The organism is Ramlibacter lithotrophicus (assembly GCF_012184415.1).
Taxonomy (GTDB): domain Bacteria; phylum Pseudomonadota; class Gammaproteobacteria; order Burkholderiales; family Burkholderiaceae_C; genus Ramlibacter; species Ramlibacter lithotrophicus.
In genome coordinates this window covers 49,148-73,748 of record NZ_VTOX01000004.1, presented here as the reverse complement: position 1 = coordinate 73,748, position 24,601 = coordinate 49,148, and the positions used below count along the sequence as shown (strand labels likewise).

21 protein-coding genes are annotated in these 24,601 nt (G+C 69.7%); 16 read left to right on the top strand and 5 right to left on the bottom strand.

Annotation, left to right across the window (positions count from 1 at the left end):
* Positions 1–61 precede the first annotated feature (61 nt).
* Positions 62–1,075: a type I glyceraldehyde-3-phosphate dehydrogenase gene (gene gap / locus RAMLITH_RS12750; RefSeq protein ID WP_168107806.1), complete on the top strand. Its 1,014-nt coding sequence runs from the start codon at positions 62–64 to the stop codon at positions 1,073–1,075.
* Between the two features lie 187 nt (positions 1,076–1,262).
* Here the strand turns inward: gap and RAMLITH_RS12745 are convergent, their stop codons facing one another.
* Together RAMLITH_RS12745 and RAMLITH_RS12740 are read right to left on the bottom strand one after the other, a co-directional pair.
* Positions 1,263–1,841 (bottom strand): restriction endonuclease, encoded by a 579-nt coding sequence (locus RAMLITH_RS12745; protein WP_168107805.1) that lies wholly within the window; start codon positions 1,839–1,841, stop codon positions 1,263–1,265.
* Between the two features lie 13 nt (positions 1,842–1,854).
* Positions 1,855–2,331, bottom strand: coding sequence for an FKBP-type peptidyl-prolyl cis-trans isomerase (locus RAMLITH_RS12740; RefSeq protein WP_168107804.1), 477 nt, complete (start codon positions 2,329–2,331; stop codon positions 1,855–1,857).
* Between the two features lie 173 nt (positions 2,332–2,504).
* Between RAMLITH_RS12740 and RAMLITH_RS12735 the strand changes: the two genes are divergently transcribed.
* Complete coding sequence (locus RAMLITH_RS12735) at positions 2,505–3,806, top strand: tetratricopeptide repeat protein (protein WP_168107803.1); 1,302 nt, start codon at positions 2,505–2,507, stop codon at positions 3,804–3,806.
* A gap of 24 nt (positions 3,807–3,830) precedes the next feature.
* Here the strand turns inward: RAMLITH_RS12735 and fusA are convergent, their stop codons facing one another.
* Positions 3,831–5,885 (bottom strand): elongation factor G, encoded by a 2,055-nt coding sequence (gene fusA / locus RAMLITH_RS12730; protein WP_168107802.1) that lies wholly within the window; start codon positions 5,883–5,885, stop codon positions 3,831–3,833.
* A gap of 240 nt (positions 5,886–6,125) precedes the next feature.
* Here fusA and RAMLITH_RS12725 point away from each other — a divergent pair, with 240 nt between their 5' ends.
* The gene (locus tag RAMLITH_RS12725) at positions 6,126–6,344 is read left to right on the top strand and encodes a hypothetical protein (protein WP_168107801.1); all 219 of its coding nucleotides are present in this window, start codon (positions 6,126–6,128) and stop codon (positions 6,342–6,344) included.
* A gap of 4 nt (positions 6,345–6,348) precedes the next feature.
* On the opposite strand, the gene RAMLITH_RS12720 is transcribed toward RAMLITH_RS12725, so the two are convergent.
* On the bottom strand, positions 6,349–7,194 hold the full coding sequence (locus RAMLITH_RS12720) for an EamA family transporter (RefSeq protein WP_168107800.1): 846 nt from the start codon (positions 7,192–7,194) through the stop codon (positions 6,349–6,351).
* A 134-nt stretch (positions 7,195–7,328) separates the two neighbouring features.
* Between RAMLITH_RS12720 and RAMLITH_RS12715 the strand changes: the two genes are divergently transcribed.
* The 4 genes from RAMLITH_RS12715 (at position 7,329) to RAMLITH_RS12700 (ending at position 12,074) form a co-directional block, all read left to right on the top strand.
* The gene (locus RAMLITH_RS12715) at positions 7,329–8,684 is read left to right on the top strand and encodes a glutamine synthetase family protein (protein WP_168107799.1); all 1,356 of its coding nucleotides are present in this window, start codon (positions 7,329–7,331) and stop codon (positions 8,682–8,684) included.
* Between the two features lie 88 nt (positions 8,685–8,772).
* The gene (locus RAMLITH_RS12710; RefSeq protein ID WP_168107798.1) at positions 8,773–9,906 is read left to right on the top strand and encodes an iron-containing alcohol dehydrogenase; all 1,134 of its coding nucleotides are present in this window, start codon (positions 8,773–8,775) and stop codon (positions 9,904–9,906) included.
* Between the two features lie 3 nt (positions 9,907–9,909).
* The gene (locus tag RAMLITH_RS12705) at positions 9,910–10,704 is read left to right on the top strand and encodes a gamma-glutamyl-gamma-aminobutyrate hydrolase family protein (protein ID WP_168107797.1); all 795 of its coding nucleotides are present in this window, start codon (positions 9,910–9,912) and stop codon (positions 10,702–10,704) included.
* A complete protein-coding gene (locus RAMLITH_RS12700; RefSeq protein WP_168107796.1) occupies positions 10,701–12,074 on the top strand; it encodes an aldehyde dehydrogenase family protein in 1,374 nt (457 codons plus the stop codon). Before RAMLITH_RS12705 ends, RAMLITH_RS12700 begins: the two co-directional genes overlap by 4 nt.
* Positions 12,075–12,220: 146 nt before the next feature.
* Here the strand turns inward: RAMLITH_RS12700 and RAMLITH_RS12695 are convergent, their stop codons facing one another.
* Entirely contained in the window at positions 12,221–13,660 is a 1,440-nt protein-coding gene (locus RAMLITH_RS12695) for an amidase (RefSeq protein WP_337786148.1), read from the bottom strand.
* A 108-nt stretch (positions 13,661–13,768) separates the two neighbouring features.
* Here RAMLITH_RS12695 and RAMLITH_RS12690 point away from each other — a divergent pair, with 108 nt between their 5' ends.
* From RAMLITH_RS12690 to RAMLITH_RS12655, 9 genes are all read left to right on the top strand, one after another.
* The gene (locus RAMLITH_RS12690) at positions 13,769–14,542 is read left to right on the top strand and encodes an SDR family NAD(P)-dependent oxidoreductase (protein ID WP_181956381.1); all 774 of its coding nucleotides are present in this window, start codon (positions 13,769–13,771) and stop codon (positions 14,540–14,542) included.
* Between the two features lie 76 nt (positions 14,543–14,618).
* On the top strand, positions 14,619–15,839 hold the full coding sequence (locus RAMLITH_RS12685; protein WP_168107794.1) for an MFS transporter: 1,221 nt from the start codon (positions 14,619–14,621) through the stop codon (positions 15,837–15,839).
* A gap of 79 nt (positions 15,840–15,918) precedes the next feature.
* Positions 15,919–16,338: a hypothetical protein gene (locus RAMLITH_RS12680; RefSeq protein ID WP_168107793.1), complete on the top strand. Its 420-nt coding sequence runs from the start codon at positions 15,919–15,921 to the stop codon at positions 16,336–16,338.
* Between the two features lie 252 nt (positions 16,339–16,590).
* A complete protein-coding gene (locus RAMLITH_RS12675) occupies positions 16,591–17,739 on the top strand; it encodes a zinc-dependent alcohol dehydrogenase (RefSeq protein WP_168107792.1) in 1,149 nt (382 codons plus the stop codon).
* Between the two features lie 4 nt (positions 17,740–17,743).
* A complete protein-coding gene (locus tag RAMLITH_RS12670; protein ID WP_168107791.1) occupies positions 17,744–18,658 on the top strand; it encodes an FAD binding domain-containing protein in 915 nt (304 codons plus the stop codon).
* Positions 18,651–20,573, top strand: coding sequence for a molybdopterin-dependent oxidoreductase (locus RAMLITH_RS12665; protein ID WP_202883265.1), 1,923 nt, complete (start codon positions 18,651–18,653; stop codon positions 20,571–20,573). Before RAMLITH_RS12670 ends, RAMLITH_RS12665 begins: the two co-directional genes overlap by 8 nt.
* Complete coding sequence (locus RAMLITH_RS26065; protein ID WP_202883264.1) at positions 20,563–21,579, top strand: xanthine dehydrogenase family protein molybdopterin-binding subunit; 1,017 nt, start codon at positions 20,563–20,565, stop codon at positions 21,577–21,579. The genes RAMLITH_RS12665 and RAMLITH_RS26065 overlap by 11 nt, the downstream gene beginning before the upstream one ends.
* Positions 21,580–21,651: 72 nt before the next feature.
* Entirely contained in the window at positions 21,652–22,635 is a 984-nt protein-coding gene (locus RAMLITH_RS12660) for a Bug family tripartite tricarboxylate transporter substrate binding protein (RefSeq protein WP_168107790.1), read from the top strand.
* 47 nt (positions 22,636–22,682) lie between these two features.
* Positions 22,683–24,593: a thiamine pyrophosphate-dependent enzyme gene (locus RAMLITH_RS12655; RefSeq protein WP_238344178.1), complete on the top strand. Its 1,911-nt coding sequence runs from the start codon at positions 22,683–22,685 to the stop codon at positions 24,591–24,593.
* Positions 24,594–24,601: the final 8 nt, after the last annotated feature.

Below are 24,601 nucleotides of genomic sequence, written 5' to 3'. Positions count from 1 at the left end.
TCGAGCGCTGGCCCGTCGCGCCAGCCGTCAGGTTTGCTTTTTCAACTTCAGGAGTGACCCCATGACCATCAGGATCGGCATCAACGGCTTCGGCCGCATCGGCCGCAACGTGCTGCGCTCGGCCGTGCAGAATTTCAGCGACATCGAAGTCGTCGGGATCAACGACCTGCTGGAGCCGGACTACCTCGCCTACATGCTCCAGTACGACTCGGTGCACGGCCGCTTCAAGGGCGAGGTCGCGGTCGACGGCAATACCTTGCTCGTGAACGGCAAGAAGATCCGCCTCACGCAGGAGCGCGACCCGGCCAACCTGAAGTGGAACGAGGTCGGCGCCGACATCGTGATCGAATCCACCGGCCTGTTCCTGGACAAGGCCACGGCGGAGAAGCACCTGGCGGCCGGCGCGAAGAAGGTCGTCCTGTCCGCGCCCAGCAAGGACGACACGCCGATGTTCGTGTACGGCGTGAACCACGCGAAGTACAACGGCGAGGCGATCATCTCCAACGCCTCCTGCACCACCAACTGCCTGGCTCCCGTCGCCAAGGTGCTGAACGACAAGTGGGGCATCAAGCGCGGCCTGATGACCACCGTGCACGCCGCGACGGCGACGCAAAAGACCGTGGACGGCCCGAGCAACAAGGACTGGCGCGGTGGCCGCGGCATCCTGGAGAACATCATTCCCTCCAGCACCGGCGCCGCGAAGGCCGTGGGCAAGGTCATCCCCGAGCTGAACAAGAAGCTGACCGGCATGAGCTTCCGCGTTCCGACCAGCGACGTGTCGGTGGTCGACCTCACGGTGGAACTGGTCAAGGAGGCCAGCTACGAGCAGATCTGCGCCGAGATGAAGGCGATGAGCGAACGGCCCGTGTCCGAAGGCGGCCTGAAGGGCGTGCTGGGTTACACCGAGGACAAGGTGGTGGCGACCGACTTCCGCAGCGACCCGCGTACGTCGATCTTCGACGCCGACGCCGGCATCGCGCTGGACGGCACCTTCGTCAAGCTGGTGTCCTGGTACGACAACGAGTGGGGTTACTCGAACAAGTGCCTGGAGATGGTGCGGGTGGTGGCGAGGTAACCGCGATCGCCGGATGGAGTGAAAGCGGACCGCCGAACGCAGAAGCCGCAGAAGCTGCGCAGAAGCCGCAAAAAATCCAAGACAGGAAGGGCGCCATGGGCGCCTTTTCTGTTCTTGAAATGGGCTTTTCTGCGGCTGCTGCGTCTCCTTTGCGGCTTTTGCGTTCGGCTGTTGGGTTTGATTTGACTCAGCGCGCCGGCAGCGCCCGCAGCAGTTGCACCAGCCCGTCCTCCTGCAGCACCTTGATGTTGTTGGTGCGGGCGAAGCGCTGGGCGTTGGCGCTCAGTTCGCCCAGCGCGATGTAGGTGCACTCGCTCGCGTCGCGCTCGCGCATCTGGGCATGAAGTGCCGCAAGCCCTTCCTCGCCGTGGCGGGCGGCCTTCCAGCGCCGCGCCGCCACCAGCGCGGTGCGGCCGCCGCGGGTCACCGCCAGGTCGGCGGCGCCGCCTTCGAGGCGCTCGACGCGACAGCCGTCGCGCGTGAAGGCCTCGTCCAGCGCCTGGGAGAATTCGCGCCAGTTCATCGCCCGCACCCGCTCCAGGATCGCCTGTACCTGGCGTTCGCTCGGCCGGCGCAACTGCCTGACCAGCGCGATGCCGGCGATGACGACGAACGGGAAGGCGCCCATCGCGCCGAACACCCAGTAGTCGGACGGCAGCAGCGCGCGAGACGCCCCGACGACGACCAGCGCCACGGCCAGGCTGATCCACCACGAGGAACGCAGCAGCACCGCGAACAGCGAGTTCTGCGCCATCTTCAGCCGCATGGGCCGCTCTCCCTCAGTGATGGTGGCCGTGCTCGCCGTGCACGTGCCGGTGGGCGATTTCCTCGGCCGTGGCGGCGCGCACCGACACCACCTTCAGGTGGAAGCGCAGCGCCTTGCCGGCCAGCGGGTGATTGCCGTCCAGCAGCACCTTGTCCCCCTTGATCTTGCTCACGAAGTAAGTGTGCGGCTGGCCGTCGTCGGTGTAGGCGTCGAGCTGCCCTCCGACCTTCACTCCGGGCGGGAACTCGCTCTTGGGAATGGTGCGGGTCAGTGACTCGTCGCGCTCGCCGAAGGCGTCCGCCGGTTGCAGCGCCAGCACCGTCTGGTAGCCGGGCTCCCTGCCTTCGAGCGCTTCCTCGATCTTCGGCAGCGTGTTGTCGTAGCCGCCGTGGAGGTAGACCATGGGGTCGCGGCTGTCCTGGACCAGCCGGCCCTTGTCGTCGGCGATCCTGAACTGCACGGTGGGGACCGTGTCCTTTTCGATTTTCATGCACCGATTCTGCCGTGAAACCGGGGCGCGGCCGCTGCCGGTGCCCGCAGGCCGGCGCCGGCAGCGCAATGACACTCCTGTTGGCAGGTTCATCCCTGCGCCTGCCTTCCGCGGCGGCACACTGCGGCTCTGCGCCGGCGAGGCCGGCAGCGCTGTCGCGCAAGGAGCGTCTCATGGACGATAACCAGGGCTTGGCATTGTCAGGCGCCAGCGCGGAGAGCGCAGCGGCCTATCGCGACGCGCAGCGGGAGCTGGCCTGCTTGGTCGGCGACCCGCTGGCCGCCGCGGACCGGGCGATCGCCGCCAGCCCCGCAATGACGATGGCCTGGCTGCTCAAGGCCTGGTTGAACCTGCTCGGAACCGAACCTGCCGGCAACGCGGCGGCGCTGGAATGCTGCCAGGCGGCCGGAGCACTGCTGGCCAACGATCGCGAGCAGCGCCACCTCGCGGCGGTGACGGCCCTCGCGCGCGGCCGGTGGTACGAGGCCGGGCTGCTGCTGGAAGATCTGAGCGCTCGCGAGCCGCTGGACCTGGTGGCGCTGCAGGCCGGGCATCAGATCGATTTCTTCACCGGTGACTCGCGCATGCTGCGCGACCGCATCGCGCGGGCGCTGCCGGCCTGGCAGCGCGGCACTGAAGGCTTTCACGCCGTGCTCGGAATGTATGCCTTCGGCCTCGAGGAAAGCGGCGACTACGCGGCGGCCGAGAAGCACGGGCGGGCCGCGGTCGAGCTGCAGCCACGCGACAGCTGGGCCTGGCATGCCGTGGCCCATGTGCTGGAAATGACCGACCAGCCGGCCGCCGGTGTCGAATGGCTGCGCCCCAATGCCCCGATCTGGTCGCACGAGAGCTTCCTGGCCGTCCACAACTGGTGGCACCTGGCGCTGTTCCACCTCGCCCTCGACCAGACCGAGGAAGCGTTGCAGCTGTACGACCGCGCGATCGGCGGCCCCGGATCGAGCCTCGTGCTGGACATGCTCGACGCGAGCGCGATGCTCTGGCGCCTGCAGTTGCGCGGCGTGGACGTCGGTGACCGCTGGCAGCCGCTCGCGGATCGCTGGCACGCGGTGCTCGTGCCGGGCCGCTATGCGTTCAACGACATGCACGCGATGATGGCGTACGCCGGCGCCGGGCGCGAGGCCGACCAGCAGGCCGTCATCGACGCGCAGCGCGAGGCGCTTGCGGCCGCCGGCGACAACGCGGTGTTCACGCGGGAGGTCGGGGCGGCTGCGACGCAGGCCGTCCTGGCCTTTGCGCACGGCGACTTTGCCCGCTGCGCCGGCCTGCTGCGTCCGGTGCGCAGCCGGGCCAGCCGCTTCGGCGGCAGTCACGCGCAAAGGGACGTGATCGACCTCACGTTGATGGAAGCGGCCGCGCGCGGCGGCGAGGAGGCCCTCGCGTGCGCGCTCGCCTTCGAGCGTGCCGCCCTGCGGCCGCACAGCTCCAGGCTCAGGCCGCTCTCGATGGCGGCGTGACGCGCAAGACGGCCTCCGCGCGCGTCAGTCCTCGTCCTTGATCTTGTGCTGCGACGCGAGCTGCGCCTGCACGTTCGGCGGCACGGCCTCGTAGTGGCTGAACTCGATCGTGTAGCGGCCTTGCCCGCCGGTGAGCGCGTTCAGGCGCGACTGGTAGCTCGACAGCTCCGACAGCGGCGCCTGCGCGACGACCGCCAGCGCGCCGCTCGCGGACGTCGTGCCGCTCACCTGCCCGCGCCGCGAGGCGAGGTCGCCGGTGATGTCGCCGATGTTCTGCTCCGGCGCCGAGATCTCGATGTTGACGATCGGTTCCAGCACGCTGGGACGGGCCGCCTGCACCGCCGCCTGCAAGGCCTTCTTGCCGGCGGTGATGAACGCGATTTCCTTGCTGTCCACCGGATGGCTCTTGCCGTCGTACACCACGACGCGCAGGTCCACGACCGGGTACCCGGCCACGACGCCCGCATCGAGGCCCTGGCGCACGCCTTTTTCCACGGCCGGCATGAAGTTGTAGGGAATCGCGCCGCCCTTGACCTGGTCGACGAACTCGAACCCGGTGCCGCGCGGCAGCGGCTCGATGCGCAGGAACACCTCGCCGAACTGGCCCGCGCCGCCGGTCTGCTTCTTGTGGCGGTAGTGGCCTTCAGCCGGCGCCGTGATCGTCTCGCGGTAGGCGATGCGCGGGGGCCGCGTGTTCACCTCGCACTTGTAGACCTCGGTCAGCCGGTCGAGGATGGTGCGCAGGTGCAGTTCGCCGAGCCCGTACACGATGCTCTCGTTGGTGGCGGCGACATGTTCCACCTTCAGGCACGGGTCCTCGCTCACCAGCTTGTGCAGGTTGTCGTGCAGCCGCTGCTCGTCGCCGCGGCGCTTGGGCTCGATCGCGAGGCCATGCACCGGCACCGGGAACTCGAGCGGCTTCAGGTGGATGTGGTCATCCTCGGCGGCGTCGTGTAGGACGGCGTCGAAGGTCAGCTCCTCCACCTTGGAGATGGCGCAGATGTCGCCGGGAACGGCCCTGGTCGCGTCGACGAATTCCTTGCCCTGCAGCGTCAGCAGGTGGCCGACCTTGAACGGGCGGCGGGCGTCGCCGACGTACAGCTGCATGCCCGGCGTGAGCGTGCCCTGGTGCACGCGCATCACGCCCATCTTGCCGACGTACGGGTCCTGCGCGATCTTGAAGACGTGCGCCAGCACGTGCATCTTCGGGTCCGGGAGCGCCTGCAGCGGCTTGGCCGCCGCGCCCTCGCCCTTGAGGAATGCCGGCGGATTGGCTTCGGTCGGGTTGGGCAGCAGCTTGCTGATGACGTCCAGCAGTTCCGGCACGCCGACGCCGGTGCGGCCGGAGACGAAGCAGATCGGGATCAGGTGGCCCTCGCGCAACGCCTGTTCCAGCGGCGCGTGCAGCTCGGACGCGTCGATGTCGCCGTCGTTGAGGTAGCGCTCGACGAACCCGGCATCCACCTCCACGACCTGCTCCACCAGCGCGCGATGAGCCTGTTCCACCGACGAGAAATCGGTCTTCACGTCCGACTCGCGCGTGAAGAAGCAGTCCACCACCTTGGTGCCGCCCGCGGCGGGCAGGTTCAGCGGCAGGCACTCGCGGCCCCAGGCCGCCTGGATCTGGCCCACCAGCGCCTCGAGGTTGATGTCGGGGGCATCGATCTTGTCGACGATGATGAGGCGGTCACGCTCGCGCTGCGCCGCCCACTGCATCATGCGGGTGGCCATCGGCTCGATGCCTGCCGTGGCGCTGATCACAACGGCCGCCGTTTCCACCGCTTCCAGCGCCGGCAGGGACTGCCCAAGGAAGTCCTGCGCACCGGGCGTGTCGATCACGTGGACGTGCACGCCGTCGTGGCGGAAGTGAAGAACTGAACTGTTGAGCGAGCGCTGCGCCTTCTTCTCGAGCGGGTCCCAGTCGCTGACGGTGGAGCCGCGCTCCACCGTGCCTGGGCTGCCGATGGCGCCTGCCTTCCACAGCAGCGCTTCCGCGAGCGTGGTCTTGCCGGACGTCGCCGGGCCGACCAGGGCCAGGGTGCGCAGTGCTGCAATTTCCGCGGGTGTGCCCATGGTCATGCCTCCCCCAGGACCGCCGCACGGCCCTCCTCGGTGAGTGAAGCGGAAGGGCGGAGGCTGGAAAGCATGTTCTCTCCTGTGCGAACGATGACCCACATGGTAAGCCAGCGCGCTGCTGCCCGGCCAGCAGCCCCTTGATGCTCGTCAGGCACCCGCGCATTGGTCGAGTGAGCGACGTCCGGGCCGAACCGTCAATGCTCTCCTACAGCACGTAAGTACCCGCTCGCTATCGTGCAGCGCATGGCATCGGACAAGGACAGGAAGGCCGCCCGCGAGGAATTCGAGGTGGCCTGGTACACGAAGGAGTTGGGGCGGCCGCTGCAACGCCAGTTGCTGCAGCGGCGGCTCGACGAACTCGGCGAAGGGCATAGCGTGTCCGCCGCCGACGGCTCGCCGCGCGGCGATGGCGCGGGCGGCGGCCGGCACGACAAGTCACCGCGGAAGGGCCGCGCCGCTTGAGCGGCTAGCCAAGGCGCAACGCCACCACGCCTGCCAGGATCAGCGCGGTGCCGGCCGCGCGCTGCGCCGTGAAGGCTTCCTTGAGCAGCCAGGTTCCCAGCAGCGCCGCGAACAGCACCGACGTTTCGCGCAGGGCCGCCACCGTGGCGACGGGCGCCCGCGTCATGGCCCACAGCGCAATGCCGTACGACACCATCGATGCCAGCGCGCCAACGGCCGCCAGCGGCCAGCGCGCCCGCGTGTACTCCCAGAACACCCGCCGGCCGCGGCGCGCCAGCACCAGGAGCGCGAACGGCCAGCCATGCACGACGTACAACGCCGCCACGTACTGCAGCGCGTCGCCGCTGGCGCGGGCGCCGAGCGCGTCGGTGATGGTGTAGGCGGCGATGATCACGGCGTTGGCCAGCGCGAAGCCGACGCTGCGCGGCGCCTGCAGCGCCTGGCGCGACAGCCCCAGGGCCAGCACGCCGGCGCACACGCCTAGCACCCCCACCCAGGACAACGCCGAGGGCGACTCGCCGACCGCGGCCGCGGTCGAGAGGGCGACCAGCAAAGGCGCCGTGCCGCGCATCACCGGATACGCCAGCCCCAGCTCGCCGTGGTGATAGGCGCGGCTGAGTGCCGTGTAGTAACCAAGGTGAATCGCCACGGACGCGGCGATGTACGGCCAGGCGTGCGCCGGCGGCCAGCCCACGATCGCGACCAGCGGCACGCCGACGACGCAACCCAACACCTGCAGCAGCGCCGTGTCCAGCGCCTTGTCGCGGCTGGACTTGATGAGCGCGTTCCAGCCGGCATGCAGCAGCGCTCCGAACAGCACGGCCGCCGCGATGGGCCAGGTCAGTTCCACGCGGATCGGGGGGAGGTGGCGTGCATGGGCAGCATTAGAGCAGGCTCGACAGCAGTTTCATCCTGTAGCGATGGCCGCCCGCGCGGGCCGAATTCCATCAGACTGCTTGTTCAGTCACTCCCGCAAGGAGCCCCATGCCACCGCTGCATCCTGCGCTGGCCGCGATCCGCGAGGCCGGCGCCGCGAAGGTGAAGGTCGCCTGCAGCGACATCGACGGCGTGCTGCGCGGCAAGTACCTGCACCGCGACAAGTTCGAGGGTGCGGCGCAAAGCGGCTTCGGCTTCTGCGACGTGGTGTTCGGCTGGGACTGCGGCGACGTGACGTACGACAACGCGCAGGTCACCGGCTGGCAGCACGGATTTCCGGATGCGCTGGCGCGGCTGGACCTGGACACCCATCGACAGGTGCCGTGGGACGGCAACGTCGACTTCTTCCTCGGCGAATTCGTCAACGCCGACGGCACGCCGTACCCGGTGTGCCCCCGCCAGACGCTCAAGCGGGTCCTCAAGCGCGCGGAGAAGCTGGGTTTCCAGGTCATGGCCGGGATGGAATACGAGTGGTTCAACTTTCGCGAGACTTCGCAAAGCTGGGCCGCCAAGCAGGGCGTCGCGCCGGAGCCGATCACGCCCGGGATGTTCGGCTACTCGCTGCTGCGGGTGAGCCAGCATCGCGAGTTCTTCAATGCGCTGATGGACGAGATGGCGGCGTTCCGGGTGCCGATCGAAGGCCTGCACACGGAGACCGGGCCCGGCGTGTACGAAGCGGCGATCGCGTTTTCCGAGGCGCTGGAGCAGGCCGACCGGGCGATCCTGTTCAAGACCGGCGCCAAGGAGATCGGCATGCGCTTCGGCATCATGCCCAGCTTCATGGCGAAGTGGAGCGCCCGCTATCCGGGCTGCTCCGGCCACATCCACCAGAGCCTGTCGGACGGCCAGGCCAACCTGTTCCACGACGGCACGAGCAGCCGGGGCATGAGCGCGCTGTTCGAGAGCTACGTCGCCGGCCAGGTCGCCTGCCTGCTCGAGTTCGCGCCGATGTTCTGGCCTACGATCAACAGCTACAAGCGGCTGGTCGACGGCTTCTGGGCCCCGGTCAAGCCGACCTGGGGCATCGACAACCGCACGGCCAGCTTCCGCGTGCTGGCCGGCAGCCCGAAGTCGACACGCCTGGAGACCCGCTGCCCCGGCGCCGACGTGAATCCCTATCTGGCCATGGCCGCGGTGATCGCTGCCGGGCTGCACGGCGTCGAGAAGAACCTGAAGCTGACCACGCCGCCGGTCACCGGCACCAACCAGGGCGCGGACGCTGTCCCGCGCGCGCCGCGCACGCTGATCGAGACGACCCGGATCTTCCGCGAGTCGGATATCGCCCGCGAATGGCTGGGCGACAGCTTCGTCGACCACTTCGCGGCGACCCGGGACTGGGAGTGGCGCCAGTGGCTCGACGGCGTCACCGACTGGGAGCTGAAGCGCTATTTCGAGATCATCTGAGCGTGCGGTTCCCAACGCCTCGTCACAGGCCCGGCGGCACACCGGAGCCCGGCCGGCCGACAATGGCACCGCAGCGGAGCGACCCCCCATGACCATCAGCGGCTTTTCCTTCCCCACCGCCATCCGGTTCGGACCCGGCGCCCGGCGCGAGGTCGCCGGACACCTGCAGTCGCAGGGCCTGAAGAGGCCGCTGATCGTCACCGACCGCGGCCTCGCCGAGCTTGCGGTGCTGGCCGAGTTCAGGAGTCTGCTCGACGGGCTCGAGCCGGCGGTCTACGCCGGGGTGGCCGGCAATCCGACCGCGTCGCAGGTGACCGCCGGCGCGCAGGCGTTCCGCGCGCACGGGGCCGACTGCGTGATCGGGTTCGGCGGCGGCGCCGCGCTGGACGTCGCGAAGGTGGTCGGCCTGGCGGCGACGCATGAAGGGATGATCCTGGAATACGCCTGGGACCATCCGGGCGTGCGGGCCATCGAGCGTGAACTGCCGTATTTCGTCGCGCTTCCGACCACGGCCGGCACCGGCTCGGAAGTGGGGCGGTCGGCCGTGATCAGCGAGGACGACACCCACCTGAAGCGGATCATCTTCAGCCCGAAGATCCTGGCCCGCACGGTGTTCGCGGATCCCGAGCTGACGCTGGCGCTGCCGCCGCAGGTCACTGCCGCGACCGGCATGGACGCGCTGACGCACAACATCGAAAGCTACCTGTCGCCCTCGTACCACCCGCTCTGCGACGGCATCGCCCTGGAAGGAGCCCGCATCGCCGCACGCTCGCTGCTGCGTGCCGTGCGGGAGCCGGGCGACATCGCCGCGCGCAGCGACATGATGATGGCGTCGATGATGGGCGCCATCGCCTTCCAGAAGGACCTGGGCGCCGTGCATTCCTGCGCCCACGCGCTGGGCGCGGTATGCCACATGCACCACGGGCTGGCGAACGCGCTCATGATCGACACGGTGCTGGAGTGGAACCAGGAAGCCGTGCCGGCCAAGTTCGAGGAGCTGGCGCATGTCTGCGGGGTGTCCGGCGGCGGCGAGCAGTTCATCCCATGGCTGCGCGCGCTCAAGGCCCGCATCGGCATCCAGGGCAAGCTCGGCGAGCATGGCGTGACGTTCGAACACATCCCGAAGCTGGTCGACGTCGCGTTTGCCGACGGCTGCCACCAGACCAATCCGCGTCCCTGCACGCGCGACGACTTCCACGCGTTCTTCGAAGCGGCGATGTAGGCCATGGCGAGCGACGCGGAACGGCTCAAGATCGGGATCTCGGCGTGCTTCATGCACCCCGACCCGGCGCGGGCGCTGTTCACCGGCAAGACGCTGCAGTACGTGGAGCAGTCCATCACCCACTGGGTGATGTCGACCGGCGCGCTGGCGGTGATGATCCCCAGCCCCACCGGCGCGACCCGCCGCGGCGACGTGACGCTCGACCACTACGCGCAGTGGCTGGACGGGCTGGTGCTGCACGGCGGCGCCGACGTCTCGCCGCTGAGCTACGGCGAGCAACCGATCGAGGAGCGCTGGTCGGGCGACAAGCTGCGCGACGAGTACGAGATCGAACTGGTGGCGGCGTTCGAGCGGCGCGGCAAGCCGGTGTTCGGCGTCTGCCGCGGGCTGCAATTGCTCAACGTCGCCTACGGCGGCACGCTGTACCAGGACATCCAGACCCAGTTGCCGCAGGCCCTGGTGCACCGCGATGCCTCCGTGTACGACCGCAACTTCCACACCATCAGCGTGCTGCCCGACACGCGGCTCGCGCAGCTCTATCCGCCGACCGGGCCGTTCAAGGTGAACAGCATCCACCACCAGGCCATCAAGCAGCTCGCGCCCGGCTTCGCCGCCGAAGCCGTCAGCAACGAGGACGGGCTGGTCGAGGCGATCCGCCGCGCCGACCCGGCCAGGCCGTATGCCGCCGCCGTCCAGTGGCATCCCGAGTTCCATCTGCCGGACTCCGACACCCTCGACGACGCGGCGCTGCTGGACGACTTTCTCGCCGCGGCACGTGCCGTGCGGAAACGAGCATGACCCAGCTTGCCGTCCACGACCCCGCCACCGGCGAGCGCATCGCCGAACTGCCCGCCGACGACGCGGCCTCGGTGGCGGCCAGGGCCCGCGCCGCGCGCACGGCGCAGCCCGGCTGGGCCGCGCTTTCGCTGCAGGAGCGCAAGGCTTGCATCGGGCATTTTCGCGACGGCGTCGTGCGCGACCTGGAGGCGCTGGCCGTGACGATGACCCGCGAAACCGGCAAGCCGATCCGCATGTCACGCAACGAACTGAACGGGCTGCTGCCGCGCATCGACTTCTTCCTCAAGGAGGTCGACCGGGCGGTCGCCACCGAGACGGTGCTCGACGAAGGCGGCATGAAGGAGCGCATCGAGCATGTGCCGCTGGGGGTCGTCGGCAATATTTCCGCCTGGAACTACCCGTGGTTCGTGGGCTGCAACGTGATCCTGCCGGCGCTGCTGACGGGCAACGCGGTGCTGTACAAGCCGTCCGAACTCGCCAGCCTCACCGGGCTGGAGATCGCCCGCCTGTTGCACCAGGCAGGCGTTCCGAAAGACGTATTCGTGCCGCTGGTCGGTGGCCGCGACGTCGGCGCCGCGCTGCTGGAGCAGGCCGTCGACGGGATCTTCTTCACCGGCTCCCACGCCACCGGCCAGCGGATCGCGCAGGCGGTGGGATCGCGCTTCATCCGGCTGCAGCTGGAGCTCGGCGGCAAGGACCCGACCTATGTCTGCGACGACGCCGATCCGCGCATGGCCGCCGAATCGCTGGCCGATGGGGCGATGTACAACACCGGCCAGAGCTGCTGCTCGGTCGAGCGGATCTACGTCCACGAGCGCATCCACGACGCGTTCGTCGCAGCGTTCGTGGAAACCGTGCAAGGCTTCAAGGTCGGCGACCCGATGAGCGAGGACACGTACATCGGCGCGATCACGCGCGCGGCGCAACTCGACGTCCTGGACGCCCAGGTCGCCGAGGCCAAGGCGAAGGGCGCCGTCCTGCATCTCGGCGGCCACCGGCTGCGCGGTCCCGGGAACTGGTACGAGCCGACGGTGTTCGGCAACGTGGATCACCGGATGGCGCTGATGCGCGAGGAAAGCTTCGGCCCGATCATCGGCATCCAGAAGGTGAAGAGCGACGAGGAGGCCGTGACCCTCATGAACGACAGCCGCTACGGTCTCACGGCCGGCGTCTACACGCCCAGCGCCGAGCGGGCGCGCGGCCTGCTGGCGCAGCTGCATGCCGGCAGCCTGTACTGGAACTGCTGCGACCGGGTGAGTCCGCGCCTGCCGTGGAGCGGCTATGGCGATTCGGGCGTGGGACTGACGCTTTCGAAGTACGGGATCCAGGCGTTCACGCGGCCGCGGGCCTGGCACCTGCGGGCCGCTTGAAGGAATGCGGACAGCCGAACGCAGAAGGCGCGAAGGACACGCAGAAGCCGCAAAAGAATCCAAGAAAAGAAGGGAAGAAGGAGGTTTTTTCTTCCATTCATTCTTCTGACTTTTCTGCGGCTTCTGCGTCCGGCTGTTGGGTCTTCTTACGGCCGCCGCATGAGAACGTCCGCGGCCGCCTCCTCGTACGCCGCCGCCAGCCGCAGCAGCGCCAGTTCGCCGCGCGGCTTGCCGATCAGCTGCAGGCCCATCGGCAAACCGCGTTCGTCGAAGCCCGCCGGCACGCTGATGCATGGCAGCCCGGCGAAGGTGGCGTAGATCACCACTTCCATCCAGCGGTGGTAGGTGTCCATCGTCCGGCCGGCGATCTCCTTCGGCCAGCGCTCGTTCGCGTCGAATGGCCAGCACTGCGCCGCCGGCAGCGCCAGCGCATCGTGGTGCTCCAGCAGCGACAGCATGTGTTGGTAGAAGGCGCTGCGCTGCACGCTGGCGGCGAGGAACTCGGGCCCGGTCAGGCTGCGCGACTGGTCGTACTCCCATAGCGCCTCGGCCTTGACCTGCGACCGGTTGGCGGGGTTCGCCAGGAACGGTGCGATGCGGGTGGCTACCAGCGCGCGACGCCACACCAGCCAGGCCTCCCACACCGCGGCCGGCGACGTGCCGAGCGCGAGCGGCGTCACGGCGCAACCGAGGCGTTCGAAACGGCGCAGCGCCTCCGAGCACACGTCGAGGATGCCCGGCTCCATCGGCAGGTAGCCGTCCAGATCCGCGAGCCAGCGGATGCGCACCGTGCTGGGGTCGAGCCGCTCGGCTTCCAGCGGGAAGTGTGCCGGCTCGCCGAGCGAGAGCGGCACGCGCGGGTCGTGGCCGGCCTGGATCTCCAGGAGGCGGGCCAGGTCGCGCACGCTGCGCGCCATCGGGCCTTCGGTGCCCAGCTGGCTCACCCAGACGTCCTGCACCGGCCAGGACGGCACGCGGCCCTGGCTCGGCCGCAGGCCGAACACGTTGTTCCATCCGGCCGGATTGCGCAGGCTGCCCATGAAGTCGGAGCCGTCGGCCACCGGCAGCATGCGCAGCGCCAGGGCCACCGCGGCGCCGCCGCTGCTGCCGCCGGCGGAGCGCGACGGATCCCAGGCACTGCGCGTGACGCCGAACACCTCGTTGAAGGTGTGCGAGCCGAGCCCGAATTCCGGCGTGTTGGTCTTGCCGACGACGATGCAGCCGGCGGCCTTCATCCGCTGCACCATGAGGCCGTCGGTCTTCGCCACGAAGTCGCGCATCAGCGGCGAGCCGAGCGTCGTCGGCAGGCCGGCCGCGTTCGCCAGGTCCTTGATCGCCTGCGGGATCCCGTGCAACCAGCCCATGGACTCGCCTCGGGCGAGCTGGGCGTCGCGCTCGTCGGCCTGGCGCAAGAGGGCCTGCGGATCCTGCAGGCTCACGATGGCGTTGAACCGCGGGTTGACCTCGGTGATTCGGTCGAGGTACGCCTGCATGACCTCGCGGCAGGAAACCTGGCCGGCGTGAATGGCGGACGACAAGGCGGTGGCGTCGAGGTCGGTGATCGAGGACGGGGTGGGAGCTGGCATCGTCATCAGGTGCGAGGGGGAGCGGCCATGATAGGCGGCATGCGGGTGAACGCGGTGTCACCGCCGGAGCGGCTGCGCTAATCTTGCCGGCGACCCAACGGAGACAAGATGATCACATTCGACCTGCACGGGCGCACGGCGCTCGTCACCGGCGGCTTCAGCGGGCTGGGCCGCCACTTCGCGCAGGCACTCGCGCACCACGGCGCGCGGGTGGCCATCGTCGGCCGCCGCATCGAGCTGGGGCGGATCGTCGCCGGCGAGCTGGGCGGCGCGGCGGGCCGGCCGCAGGACGTGCGTGCCTATGAATGCGACGTCACCAGCGCCGACAGCGTGGGCCGGGCCTTCGAGCGTGTTACCGCCGACATGGGCGTGCCCGTCATCGTCGTCAACAACGCCGGCACGGTGGCGCGGGCGCCCAGCATCGAGCTGCGCGACGAGGACTGGCGGGACGTCGTCGACGTGAACCTGTCGGGCGTGTTCCGGGTGGCGCAGGCGGCGGCGCGCGAGATGGTGCGGGCCGGCCAGCACGGCAGCATCATCAACATCGCGTCGATCCTGGGGCTGCGGGTGCGCGCGCAGGTCGCGGCATATGCGGCGACGAAGGCCGCCGTCGTGCAACTGACGAAGGCGCTGGCCCTGGAGTGGGCGGAGCACGGCATCCGGGTGAACGCGATCGCGCCGGGCTACTTCGAGACCGACATCAACCGCGACCTGCTGCGCTCGGCGGCGGGACAGGCGATCATCGGCCGGGTGCCGCAGAAGCGCCCTGGCCAGCTCCCGGAACTGGACGGACCGCTGCTGCTGCTCGCCTCCGACGCGTCCAGCTACATGACGGGCGCCGTGATTCCGGTGGACGGGGGCCATCTCGTCAGCACCTTGTGAGGCGGCCGCCGCCGGCAGCTTCGCAGGTCCGGAAACGGCGAGCCACCGACGGGCGCCCGCCGACAATGCGGCCTTCATGCCGTCCACGCTGCCCCGTCCCTTCGCCGCACTCGCCTGGTCCAACCTGGCAGCGCAATCCGCCGAACAACTGAGCCTGGCCGCGGTGCCGCTGGTGGCGGTGCTCGCGCTCGGCGCCGGGCCGGGCGAGATCGGCACGCTGGCGGCCGTGCAGACGCTCCCCTTCCTGCTGCTGGCGATGCCGCTGGGACTGCTGGCCGACCGCGTGTCGCGGCGGCGGCTGATGGTGGCGGCGGAAGCGCTCCGCGCGTTGTCGCTGTTGGCCATGCTGGCGATGGTGCTCACGGGCCGGCTCTCCATCGCCTGGCTGGCTGTGCTCGGCTTTGCCGGCGCCGTCGGCACGGTGGGCTTCAGCGTCGCGGCGCCCGCGCTTGTGCCGTCGCTGGTCCCCAGCCGGCTGCTCGGGATGGCCAACGGCCGGCTCGAACTGGCGCGCAGCGCCGCGTTCGCGGCGGGTCCCGCCCTGGCCGGCGCCCTCGTCGCTTGGGCCGGCGCGCCTGCAGCGTTCGTGCTGGCCGCCGTGCTGTCCGGCGCCGCCGCGCTGCTGTTGTGGCGGCTGGTGGAGCCGGCGCGAGCTCCGGCGCCGCGTCGGCATCCGCTGCTGGAGATCAGGGACGGCGCCTTGTTCGTCTGGCGCCAGGAACTGCTGCGGCCCATGCTGCTGACGGGCATTGCCTGGAACATTTCGTGGTTCGTGCTGCAGGCGGTCTACGTGCCGTATGCGGTGCGGGTGCTGGGCCTGGGCGCCCAGTCGGTGGGGTTCACGCTGGCCGCCTACGGCGCGGGAATGGTGGTGGGCGCGCTGCTGGCCGGGCGGGTGACGGCCGCGTTGCCGTTCGGCCGCGCCGTCCAGCTCGGCCCGGCCGTTTCGGTATTGGCGGCGGCGACGATGGCGGCCACGCTGGTGCTGCCCAGCGGCGTGCTGGCGGCCGCCTCGTTCTTCCTGTTCGGCGTGGGGCCGATCGTGTGGACCATCACGACGACGACCTTGCGCCAGAGCGTGACGCCGGGCGCCATGCTCGGGCGCGCTTCTTCCGTGTTCCTCACGGTGAACGCCGGAGCGCGTCCGGTCGGAGCGGCGCTTGGCGGCTGGGTGGGCGCGGCCTGGGGCGAGCCGGCTTGCCTGTGGCTCGCGCTGGCCGGCTTCGTGGTGCAGGCGTGGGTGATCCTGGGTTCGCGCATGGGCGGGTTGCAGCGGCTGGCTGTGCCGGCGCGCTGAGCGCCCACGGCGCACGCCGTTTGCCACACAATGGCCGCAGCGTGACGCGCACCCACCGGTGCCGGCAAGGGAGAAGTCCATGCGATTCGTGCAATGCCTCGCGGCGACACTGGTCCTGCTCGTGGCACCGTGGCCGGCGACCGCCGCCGGGGACGGCCGCGTGGACGTGACCATCAGCCACACCGGCACCGATGGCCTCGGCAAACGCCTCGCGGCATCGCTCGCAACGGAGCTCGGCGCCAGCAGGCGCCTGAAGCTGGTGAAGGAGTCGCACGAGCGGATCGGCCTTTATCTCGCGACGATGCACCATGAGGGCACCACGATCTATTCGGCCACCTGGACCTTCGGCGGCATTGCCGACGACGGCTACCTCACGTCGAAAGTCGGTGCCTGCGACGCGGACGCGATCCGGGCATGCGTGCGGCGCCTGCTCGCGGAAACGGACAAGCACGCCGGCGTCCTGGCGGCGGTCAAGGCGACCCAGGGCGGCGCGCGCTAGGAAGCTCCGGGCGGTCCCGTCCTGCGCCACGCGGTTCGTCCCGGCGCTTTCCCAGGGTTCCCCCAGTGGGCGGGGGGCCGTACCGATGAGCCTGGCGGCGGGACCTTGGACAAATCCACTCAAGTCTTGCAAGGATCCAAGAAACTGGCGTCGCGCCCTTGAACCGGCGCCGCGCAGGTCCTGTAATCGGCTCCTCGCGGGTGCGCAGGCGCGCCCGCTCCGCAGCGACATTCGAACATCAGGAGACCGCCAATGAATGCAGTGACCGAAGCGCCTTTCCGCCAGAAGGCTTTCAGGATTCCCGAGAAGATGAAGGCCTGGGTGCTGGGCGATCCGGATCAGCTGAGCCTGGTCGAGAAGCCGGTGCCGCAGCCTGGCGCGGCCGAGGTGCTGGTGCGCATCGACGCGATCGCCGTCTGCGCGACCGACCTGGAGATCATCCACAAAGGCCCGCCGGCCCAGATCCAGGGCGGGTTGCCGTTCAACAAGAACTTCACGCCCGGCCACGAGTACATGGGCACCGTCGTCAAGCTCGGGCCCGGCGTCGACGAGTACAAGGTGGGCGACCGCGTCACGGTGGAAGTGCACGCCGGATGCGGGCGTTGCGAGCGCTGCCGCGAAGGCATGTACACCGCCTGCCTCAACTACGGCAAGAACTACGGCGAGATGGACAAGGGCCACCGCGCCAACGGCTTCACGACCGACGGTGGCTTCGCCCAGTACGCGATCAACAGCATCAACACGCTGGCCCACGTGCCCGCGGACATGAGCGACGAGGAGGCGACGCTGATCGTCACGGCCGGCACGGCGATGTACGGCCTCGACGTGACGGCCGGCCTGATCGCCGGCCAGTCGGTCGTCGTGATGGGGCCCGGGCCGATCGGCCTGATGGGCGTGGCGGTGGCCAAGGCGCTTGGCGCCAGCGAAGTGATCCTCACCGGCACCCGAGACAACCGTCTCGAGATGGGCCGCAAGCTGGGCGCCGACTACACCGTCAACGTGACGAAGGAAGACTCTGTGGAGGCCGTGCGTCGCTACACCAACGGCGGCGCTCATTACGTGCTGGAGTGCTCTGGCGCGCCCAACGCCGTCAACGATGCCGCGAAGATGCTCAAGCGCGGCGGCCGCATCTGCCTGGCGGCGTTCCCGTCCGAGCCGGTGCCGGTGGACATCGCCAACCTGGTGCGCAACAACATCTACCTGTACGGCATCCGCGGCGAAGGCAAGAGCGCGACGCACCGCGCCGCGGCGCTGATGGCGCAGAAGCGCTTCGACGCCAGGATGATCCACACCCACACCTTCCCGCTGGAGGAAGTGCCCACCGCGCTGCGCTATGCGCGCGAGCGGATCGACGACGCGATCAAGGTGGTCGTCAAGATGAACCATTCCGAGGGATATTGATCTTGTGCTGACCTACGAGCAGTACCTCACGCCCGCCACGCTCGGGGAAGCGTTCGACGCCCTCGAGGGGATTCCCGGCGCGCGCGTCGTCGCGGGCGCCACCGACCTGTTGCCCTGGGCGCGCGAAGGCCGCGCCGGCGACGTGCACCTGCCGGCGCTGGTGGACGTCACGCGCATTCCCCAGTTGCAAGGCGTGGCGCTGGAGCAGGGCCGCATCCGCATGGGGGCGGCCACGCCGATCGCCGCGTTCCAGAACGACGAGCTGCTGCAGCGGCAAGCCCCGGTGCTGGGCTGCTGCGCCGTCTGGTTCGCCGACGACCAGATCCGCGAGCAGGCGACCGTCGGCGGCAACCTGGTGAACGCGTCGCCGGCGGGCGATTCGCAGCCCGCCCTGCTGGCGATGAACGCGTCCGTCACCCTGGCGCGGCGCGAAGGCGGAGCGATCGCGCAGCGCAGCATGCCGCTGGCCGACTTCATCGTCGGGCCCGGCCAGACGGCGTTGCGGCCACAGGAGCTGCTCACGCGCATCGACCTGGACGCCGTGCCGGGCCACGGCGCCGCGTTCGAGAAGGTCGGCCACCGGCGCTCGCTCGTGATCTCCACCGTGTGCCTGGCAGCGCTCGTGAAACTCGATTGGGCCAGGCGCCGGATCGAGGACTGCCGCATCGCGATCGGCGCCGTGGGGCCGGTGCCCCAGCGGCTGCCGGACGTTGAGCGCGCGCTCAACACCCAGGCGCCAACGAGCGAGCTGGTGCGCCACGCGGCCGGCCTGGTGGCCGACCGCGTGGCTTCGCGCAGCCGCCAGGAGTACCGGCGCGAGGTGCTGGTGAATTTCGTCGAGCGGGCGCTGGTGGCCGCGCTCGGCCATGCCGGCGTGGCGCTCACCCGCCTGCCCAAGGAGGAACCTGTCCATGCCTGAAGCGGCCACGCAGCATTCCGGCCGCCCGTCGCTCACCGCGATCACGGCGACGGTGAACGGCCGCACGGTCACGCGCCACGTGCCCGTGCATTACCGACTGATCGACTTCGTGCGCGAGGAGCTCAAGCTCACCGGCAACAAGGAGGGCTGCGGCGCCGGAGAGTGCGGCACCTGCTCGATGTTCGTCGACGGCAAGCTGGTCAAGAGCTGCCTGACGCCGGTGCAGAAGATCGAAGGCGCGCGCATCGAGACCGTCGACGACCTCGACCGCGACAACGGAATGACGGTGATCCAGCGGGCGTTTCACAAGAGCGGCTCGAGCCAGTGCGGCTACTGCATCCCCGGCATGGTGATGGCCGCGACGGCGACACTGCGGCGCAATCCGCATGCGGCGATCGACGAGATCCGGGAGGGTCTCGGAGGCAACATCTGCCGCTGCACCGGCTACCAGAAGATCCTCGACGCGGTGGAACTCGCGCGCGACGTGCTCAATGGCAGCAAGCCGGAATCCGTGCTCGACGAGGACGCGGCGGGCAGCTTCATCGGCGCCAGCACGCGGCGCCTGGACGCCCCCGCGAAGGTGACCGGCGCCATCAAGTACGCGGCCGATCTGTGGATGGCCAACATGCTGCACCTGCAGGTGCTGCGCAGCCCGCACCCGCATGCCCGCATCCTGAAGATCGACGCCACGGCCGCCAAGGCGATGCCCGGCGTCGAATGCGTGATCACCAGCGACGACGTGCCCGGCGTCGACAACTTCGGCGTCTTCATCGAAGACCAGCCGATCATGGCGCGCGGTGTCGTGCGTTATGTCGGCGAAGCGGTCTGCGCCGTCGCCGCCGAGACCGTGGAGATCGCCCGGGCCGCGGTGCGCGCGATCAAGGTCGAGTACGAGGTGCTGCCGGGCGTGTTCGACCCCGAGCTGGCGCTGCAGGACGGGGCCGTGCAATTGCACGACTTCGCCCCGGGCAACGTCTGCAAGCACACCAGGATCCGCAAGGGCGACGTGGACGCGGCGCTGAAGGATGCCGACGTGGTGGTCGAGGAGACCTACCAGACGGCGCCGATCGAGCACGCCTACCTGGAGCCGGAGGCCGGGCTGGCCTACCTGGAGCCGGACGGCTGCGTCACCGTGCAGTCGCCCAGCCAGAACATCACGCACCACCGCCACATGCTGGCGAAGATCCTGGGCCGTCCCATCAACAAGGTGCGCATGATCATGAGCACGGTGGGCGGCGGGTTCGGCGGCAAGGAGGACATGATCTACCAGGGCATGCTGGCGCTGGCGGCGATCAGGACCCGGCGCCCGGTGCGCTACGTGTTCACGCGCGAGGAGAGCTTCGCGGCGACCGCCAAGCGCCATCCGTTCAAGATCCGCTACACGATGGGCCTCAAGCGCGACGGCCGCATCGTCGCGACGAAGATGGTGATGGTCGCCGACGGCGGCGCGTATGCGATGTCCACGCCAGGCGTGATGAACAAGTCGGCGATCCTGGGGCCGGGGCCGTACGCCATCCCCAACGTGTGGGTCGACGCGATCGGCGTCTACACCAACAACACGCCGAGCGGCGCGATGCGTGCCTTCGGCGCGTTCCAGTCCGAATTCGCGACCGAGGCCCACCTGGACCTGGCCGCCGAGCGCCTGGGCATGGACCCCGTGCAGCTGCGCATGATCAACCTGATGCGCGATGGCGCGACGACGCATACCCGCCAGCAGCTCGATCGCGTGCTGGCCGTCGATTGCCTGGAAGCCGTGATCGAGGCGGCAGGCTGGGACGCCGGCGTGCCGCATCGCCAGGCGAGGGGCCTCGCGCCGCGGCAGGACGTCGGCGGCCCCGGCACCCGCGAGCCGTGCGCGCTGGGCGCGCGGCTGGCGCCCCAGGCCGTTGCCAAAGGAGAACCCCATGAAGCATAGAGGACGCGGCGTCGCCTGCGGCTGGTACGGCATCGCCCGCACGGCGGCGATGGACCGCGCGGCGGTCTGGGTGGAGCTCGACGACGGCGGCACGGTGAAGATCGCCACCGGCGTCACCGAGATCGGCGAAGGCGTGCTGACGGGCCTGGCCCAGATCGCCGCCGAGGAGATGGGCGTGCGGCCCGAGGACATCGTGCTCGGCGACAACGACACGGCCCGGGTGCCCGAAGCGGCGCACGCCGGCGCCACGCGCATGACCTACATGATCGGCAACGCCGTGGCGGTGGGCTGCCGCGAGGCCTTCGGCAAGTTCCGCGCGGCCATGGGCGAGTACTGGGGCGTCGCGCCGGAGAGCATCAAGGCGTTCGCCGGCGAGGTGTGGGTGGAAGGATCGAGCACGAAGCGCATGACGATGGCGCACGCCGTGCACGTGCTCAAGAAGGAACGCGGCGTCGTGATCGTCGGCAGCGGCCTGTTCACCTCGAAGCACACCGCGCTCGATGCCGAGACCGGCGAGGCGACGCCCTGGCAGAGCTACGTGTTCGGCGCGCAGATCGCCGAGGTGGAAGTGGACGACGACACCGGCGAGGTGCAGGTGCTGGGCGTCTGGGCGGCGCACGACGTCGGCCGGGTCGTCAACCCGCAGCAGGTGGAAGGGCAGATCGAAGGCGGCGTCGTCATGGCGCTGGGCCACGCACTGATGGAGGACTACATCCAGGTGGAAGGCCGCACCGCCACGCCCGGCTTCGCGAAATACATCCTGCCGACGGCCCTCGACGTGCCCAAGGTCACCTCGGTGCTGATCACCGAGCCGGACCCGAAGACCCCGTTGGGCGTCAAGGGCATCGGCGAGCCGGCGATCACGCCTACCGCGGCGGCGATCATCAACGCGATCCACGACGCCGTGGGGGTGCGCATGACGCGGCTGCCGGCCACGCCGGAACGGATCATGGCGGCATTGCGCGAGAAGCGGGCAGCGCGGCCGCCGCTGCGCAAGGTCGCCTGAAGCACCGGAACACCCGGCGCGCGCCAGAATGCGCCGGTGGCCTGCACGACAACGAATCACAAGGAGACAGACATGAACCTCGCATCGACCGCCGGCAGGCGGTTCCTCTCGATCAAGCTCTGGACGCTGGCCATCGTGGCCGGCGTCTCTTTGCATGTGGCGGCCCAGGAGTTCCCGGCCAGGCCGGTGGAGCTCACGGTGCTGTTCCCGGCCGGCTCCTCCGCGGACGTCGTCGCGCGCGTACTGGCCGACGGCATGGCCAAGCAGCTCGGGCAGCCGGTGACGGTAGTGAACCGGCCCGGCGCCGGCGGTGCCATCGGCTACAAGCACGTGCAGGCGCAAAAGCCGGACGGCTACTCGATGGTGTTCAACTCGAACTCCATTTCCACGGTGCACTACTCCGGGCTGACGCCGTTCGACTACAAGGCGTTCGACCCGGTGGCGCGCGTCACCGTCGAACTGCCGGTGATCGCCGTCAAGGGCGACGCGCCGTGGAACAACCTGAAGGAGCTGGCCGATTACGCCAGGAAGAATCCCGGCAAGCTCAAGGTCGGCAACTCCGGCATCGGCAGCCACACCCACATCACCGGCGTCGGCTTCTTCAACGACCAGGGCGTCGACGTGAGCCATGTGCCGTTCGGCGCGGCGCAGGTCGTCACCAGCCTCATGGGCGGCCACATCGACGCCATCGTGCAACTGCCCGGCGCCCTGGCCCCGCTGGTGCGCGCCGGCAACCTGAAGGTGCTGGGTGTCCTGGCATCGCAGCGCGAGCCGGCCTTCGCCAACGTCCCCACCGCCATCGAGCAGGGCATGAAGTTCCAGGCCGACATGTGGCGCGGCATCGCGGTGCCCAAGGGTACGCCCAAGCCGGTGGTCGCGAAACTGGAACAGGCCGTGCGCGCCGCCGTCGGTACGCCGGAGTTCAAGGCGCAGGGCGAGAAGCTGGGGTTCGCGCCGGCTTTCCAGCCGGCGACCGACTTCGGTCCGACCATCGCCGCCGACGACCAGCTGCTGGCCAGGGCCATGGAAAAGGCCGGCCTGAAGAAGACGCCCTGACCGCTGGCGCCGGGCGGCGCCAGTCCTGACTTTTCGCGAGAACCGGAATGAACCAGATTGCAGACATCCCGCTGGCGGAACTGCCCGGCGTCGCGGGCCAGCAGATGCGCGCCACCGCCATCGCCCGTGCCGGGTCGCTCGCCGCGGCCCTGGAACAAGGGCTGCTGCCGGCGCGCGCCAGCGTCTCGCTGTCCGAAGGGCTGGTGCTGGGGCTGCTGCGCCAGGGCGTGACCAAGTACCTGGCGATCTTCGGCCACGGGTCGACCGACCTGGCCGAAGTGCTGCGTGTCTACACCGACGCGGGCGTGACCCAGGTCTTCAACTTCCGCAACGAAGTGGAGATGGCGCATGCCGGCACGGCACTCGCGTGGGTGTACCGGGAGACGTGCGCCGTCGTGACCTCGATCGGCCCCGGCGGGCTGCAGGCGATGGCGGGCTCGCTGGCGGCCGCCAGCAACGGCGTCGGCGTGTACCACATCTACGGCGACGAAACCACGCACGGCGAAGGCTACAACATGCAGCAGATCCCCAAGCCGCTGCAGGGCCTGTACGGCCAGCTGACGGCGGTGATGGGGCAGTCGTACGTGCTGCACACGCCCGAGGCGCTGCGCGACGCGCTGCGGCGCGGCACGCAATGCGTGCACCACCCGTACAAGGCCGGGCCGTACTACCTGCTGCTGCCGCTGAACACGCAGCCCAGGACCATCCAGGACCTGAACATCGCCGCGCTTCCCGAGCGGCTGCAGGTGCCCCGCGCCGCCATCGGCGACCGCGAACTGCTGGCGCGGGCGGCGGCGCTGATCGCGCAGTCGCCGCGGATCGTGATGAAGGTGGGCGGCGGCGGCCGCGAGGCCGCGGGTGCGATCCGCGCGCTGGCCGAGCGGACCGGCGCGGCCGTGGTGCTGTCGCCGGGTTCCACCGGCGTGCTGCCCGACGCGCATCTGCAGAACATGCACGTCGGCGGCAGCAAGGGCTCGATCAGCGGCAACCACGCGATGGCCAACGGCGAGCTGCTGGTCGCGATCGGCACGCGCGCCGTCTGCCAGGCCGATTGTTCCGGCGTCGGCTACCCCAACGCACGGCATGTGATCAACATCAACGCCGACCTCGCCGACGCGACCCACTACAACAACACGCTGGCGCTGGCGGGCGACATCACCATGGTGATCGGGCAACTGCTCGAAGCCATCGGCGAACAGCCCGTCGATTCGCCGCAGCGGCAGGCGTGGCTGGAGGACTGCGCGCGCGCCAAACGCGAGTGGAAGGCGTTCCTGGCGCAGCGGCAGTCGCTGGCCGGCCTGGAGGATCCCGTGTGGCAGCGGCCGGTGCTGACGCAGCCGGCGGCGATCAAGAAGGTGTGCGACTTCGCCAAGGCGATCGACGCCGTGAAGTACTTCGACGCCGGCGACGTCCAGGCCAACGGCTTCCAGACCGTGGAGGACGACCGGCCGTTCGAGACCTTCACGGAGACCGGCGCTTCGTACATGGGCTTCGCCACCTGCGCGCTGGTCGCGTCCGGTCTCGCCGCCAAACCGCGCTACGGCGTGGCCTTCACGGGCGACGGCTCGTTCATGATGAATCCGCAGGCGCTGATCAGCGCGGTTGAACATGGCGCGCGCGGGATGATCGTGATCTTCGACAACCGCCGCATGGCCGCGATCTCCGGCCTGCAGCACGCGCAGTACGGCGCCGACTTCCGCACGAATGACGGCGTCGCCGTGGATTACGTGCGGCTCGCCTCCAGCGTCGCCGGCGTCAAGGCCGTGTGGGGCGGCGACACGGCGGCGTCGCTGGACGCCGCGCTGCGCGAGGCGCACGCGCACCACGGCGTTTCGGTCGTGCACGTGCCGGTCTACGCCGGCACTGCGCCCGAAGGCGGGCTCGGCGCGTATGGCTCGTGGAACGTGGGCAACTGGTGCGACGACGTGCAGCGGCGCTACCAGGGCATGGCGATCTGACCGGGGAG

Excerpts from the sequence above, each read along its gene's own strand:
- RAMLITH_RS12685 (WP_168107794.1), top strand. The coding sequence starts at position 14,619 with ATGCCGTCCACGCTGCCCCGTCCCTTCGCCGCACTCGCCTGGTCCAAC.
- RAMLITH_RS12665 (WP_202883265.1), top strand. The coding sequence starts at position 18,651 with ATGCCTGAAGCGGCCACGCAGCATTCCGGCCGCCCGTCGCTCACCGCG.
- RAMLITH_RS12705 (WP_168107797.1), top strand. The coding sequence starts at position 9,910 with ATGGCGAGCGACGCGGAACGGCTCAAGATCGGGATCTCGGCGTGCTTC.
- RAMLITH_RS12675 (WP_168107792.1), top strand. The coding sequence starts at position 16,591 with ATGAATGCAGTGACCGAAGCGCCTTTCCGCCAGAAGGCTTTCAGGATT.
- RAMLITH_RS12735 (WP_168107803.1), top strand. The coding sequence starts at position 2,505 with ATGGACGATAACCAGGGCTTGGCATTGTCAGGCGCCAGCGCGGAGAGC.
- RAMLITH_RS12715 (WP_168107799.1), top strand. The coding sequence starts at position 7,329 with ATGCCACCGCTGCATCCTGCGCTGGCCGCGATCCGCGAGGCCGGCGCC.
- RAMLITH_RS12725 (WP_168107801.1), top strand. The coding sequence starts at position 6,126 with ATGGCATCGGACAAGGACAGGAAGGCCGCCCGCGAGGAATTCGAGGTG.
- RAMLITH_RS12655 (WP_238344178.1), top strand. The coding sequence starts at position 22,683 with ATGAACCAGATTGCAGACATCCCGCTGGCGGAACTGCCCGGCGTCGCG.
- gap (WP_168107806.1), top strand. The coding sequence starts at position 62 with ATGACCATCAGGATCGGCATCAACGGCTTCGGCCGCATCGGCCGCAAC.
- RAMLITH_RS12740 (WP_168107804.1), bottom strand. The coding sequence starts at position 2,331 with ATGAAAATCGAAAAGGACACGGTCCCCACCGTGCAGTTCAGGATCGCC.
- RAMLITH_RS12690 (WP_181956381.1), top strand. The coding sequence starts at position 13,769 with ATGATCACATTCGACCTGCACGGGCGCACGGCGCTCGTCACCGGCGGC.
- RAMLITH_RS12680 (WP_168107793.1), top strand. The coding sequence starts at position 15,919 with ATGCGATTCGTGCAATGCCTCGCGGCGACACTGGTCCTGCTCGTGGCA.
- RAMLITH_RS26065 (WP_202883264.1), top strand. The coding sequence starts at position 20,563 with ATGAAGCATAGAGGACGCGGCGTCGCCTGCGGCTGGTACGGCATCGCC.
- RAMLITH_RS12660 (WP_168107790.1), top strand. The coding sequence starts at position 21,652 with ATGAACCTCGCATCGACCGCCGGCAGGCGGTTCCTCTCGATCAAGCTC.
- RAMLITH_RS12700 (WP_168107796.1), top strand. The coding sequence starts at position 10,701 with ATGACCCAGCTTGCCGTCCACGACCCCGCCACCGGCGAGCGCATCGCC.
- RAMLITH_RS12745 (WP_168107805.1), bottom strand. The coding sequence starts at position 1,841 with ATGCGGCTGAAGATGGCGCAGAACTCGCTGTTCGCGGTGCTGCTGCGT.
- RAMLITH_RS12710 (WP_168107798.1), top strand. The coding sequence starts at position 8,773 with ATGACCATCAGCGGCTTTTCCTTCCCCACCGCCATCCGGTTCGGACCC.
- fusA (WP_168107802.1), bottom strand. The coding sequence starts at position 5,885 with ATGACCATGGGCACACCCGCGGAAATTGCAGCACTGCGCACCCTGGCC.
- RAMLITH_RS12695 (WP_337786148.1), bottom strand. The coding sequence starts at position 13,660 with ATGCCAGCTCCCACCCCGTCCTCGATCACCGACCTCGACGCCACCGCC.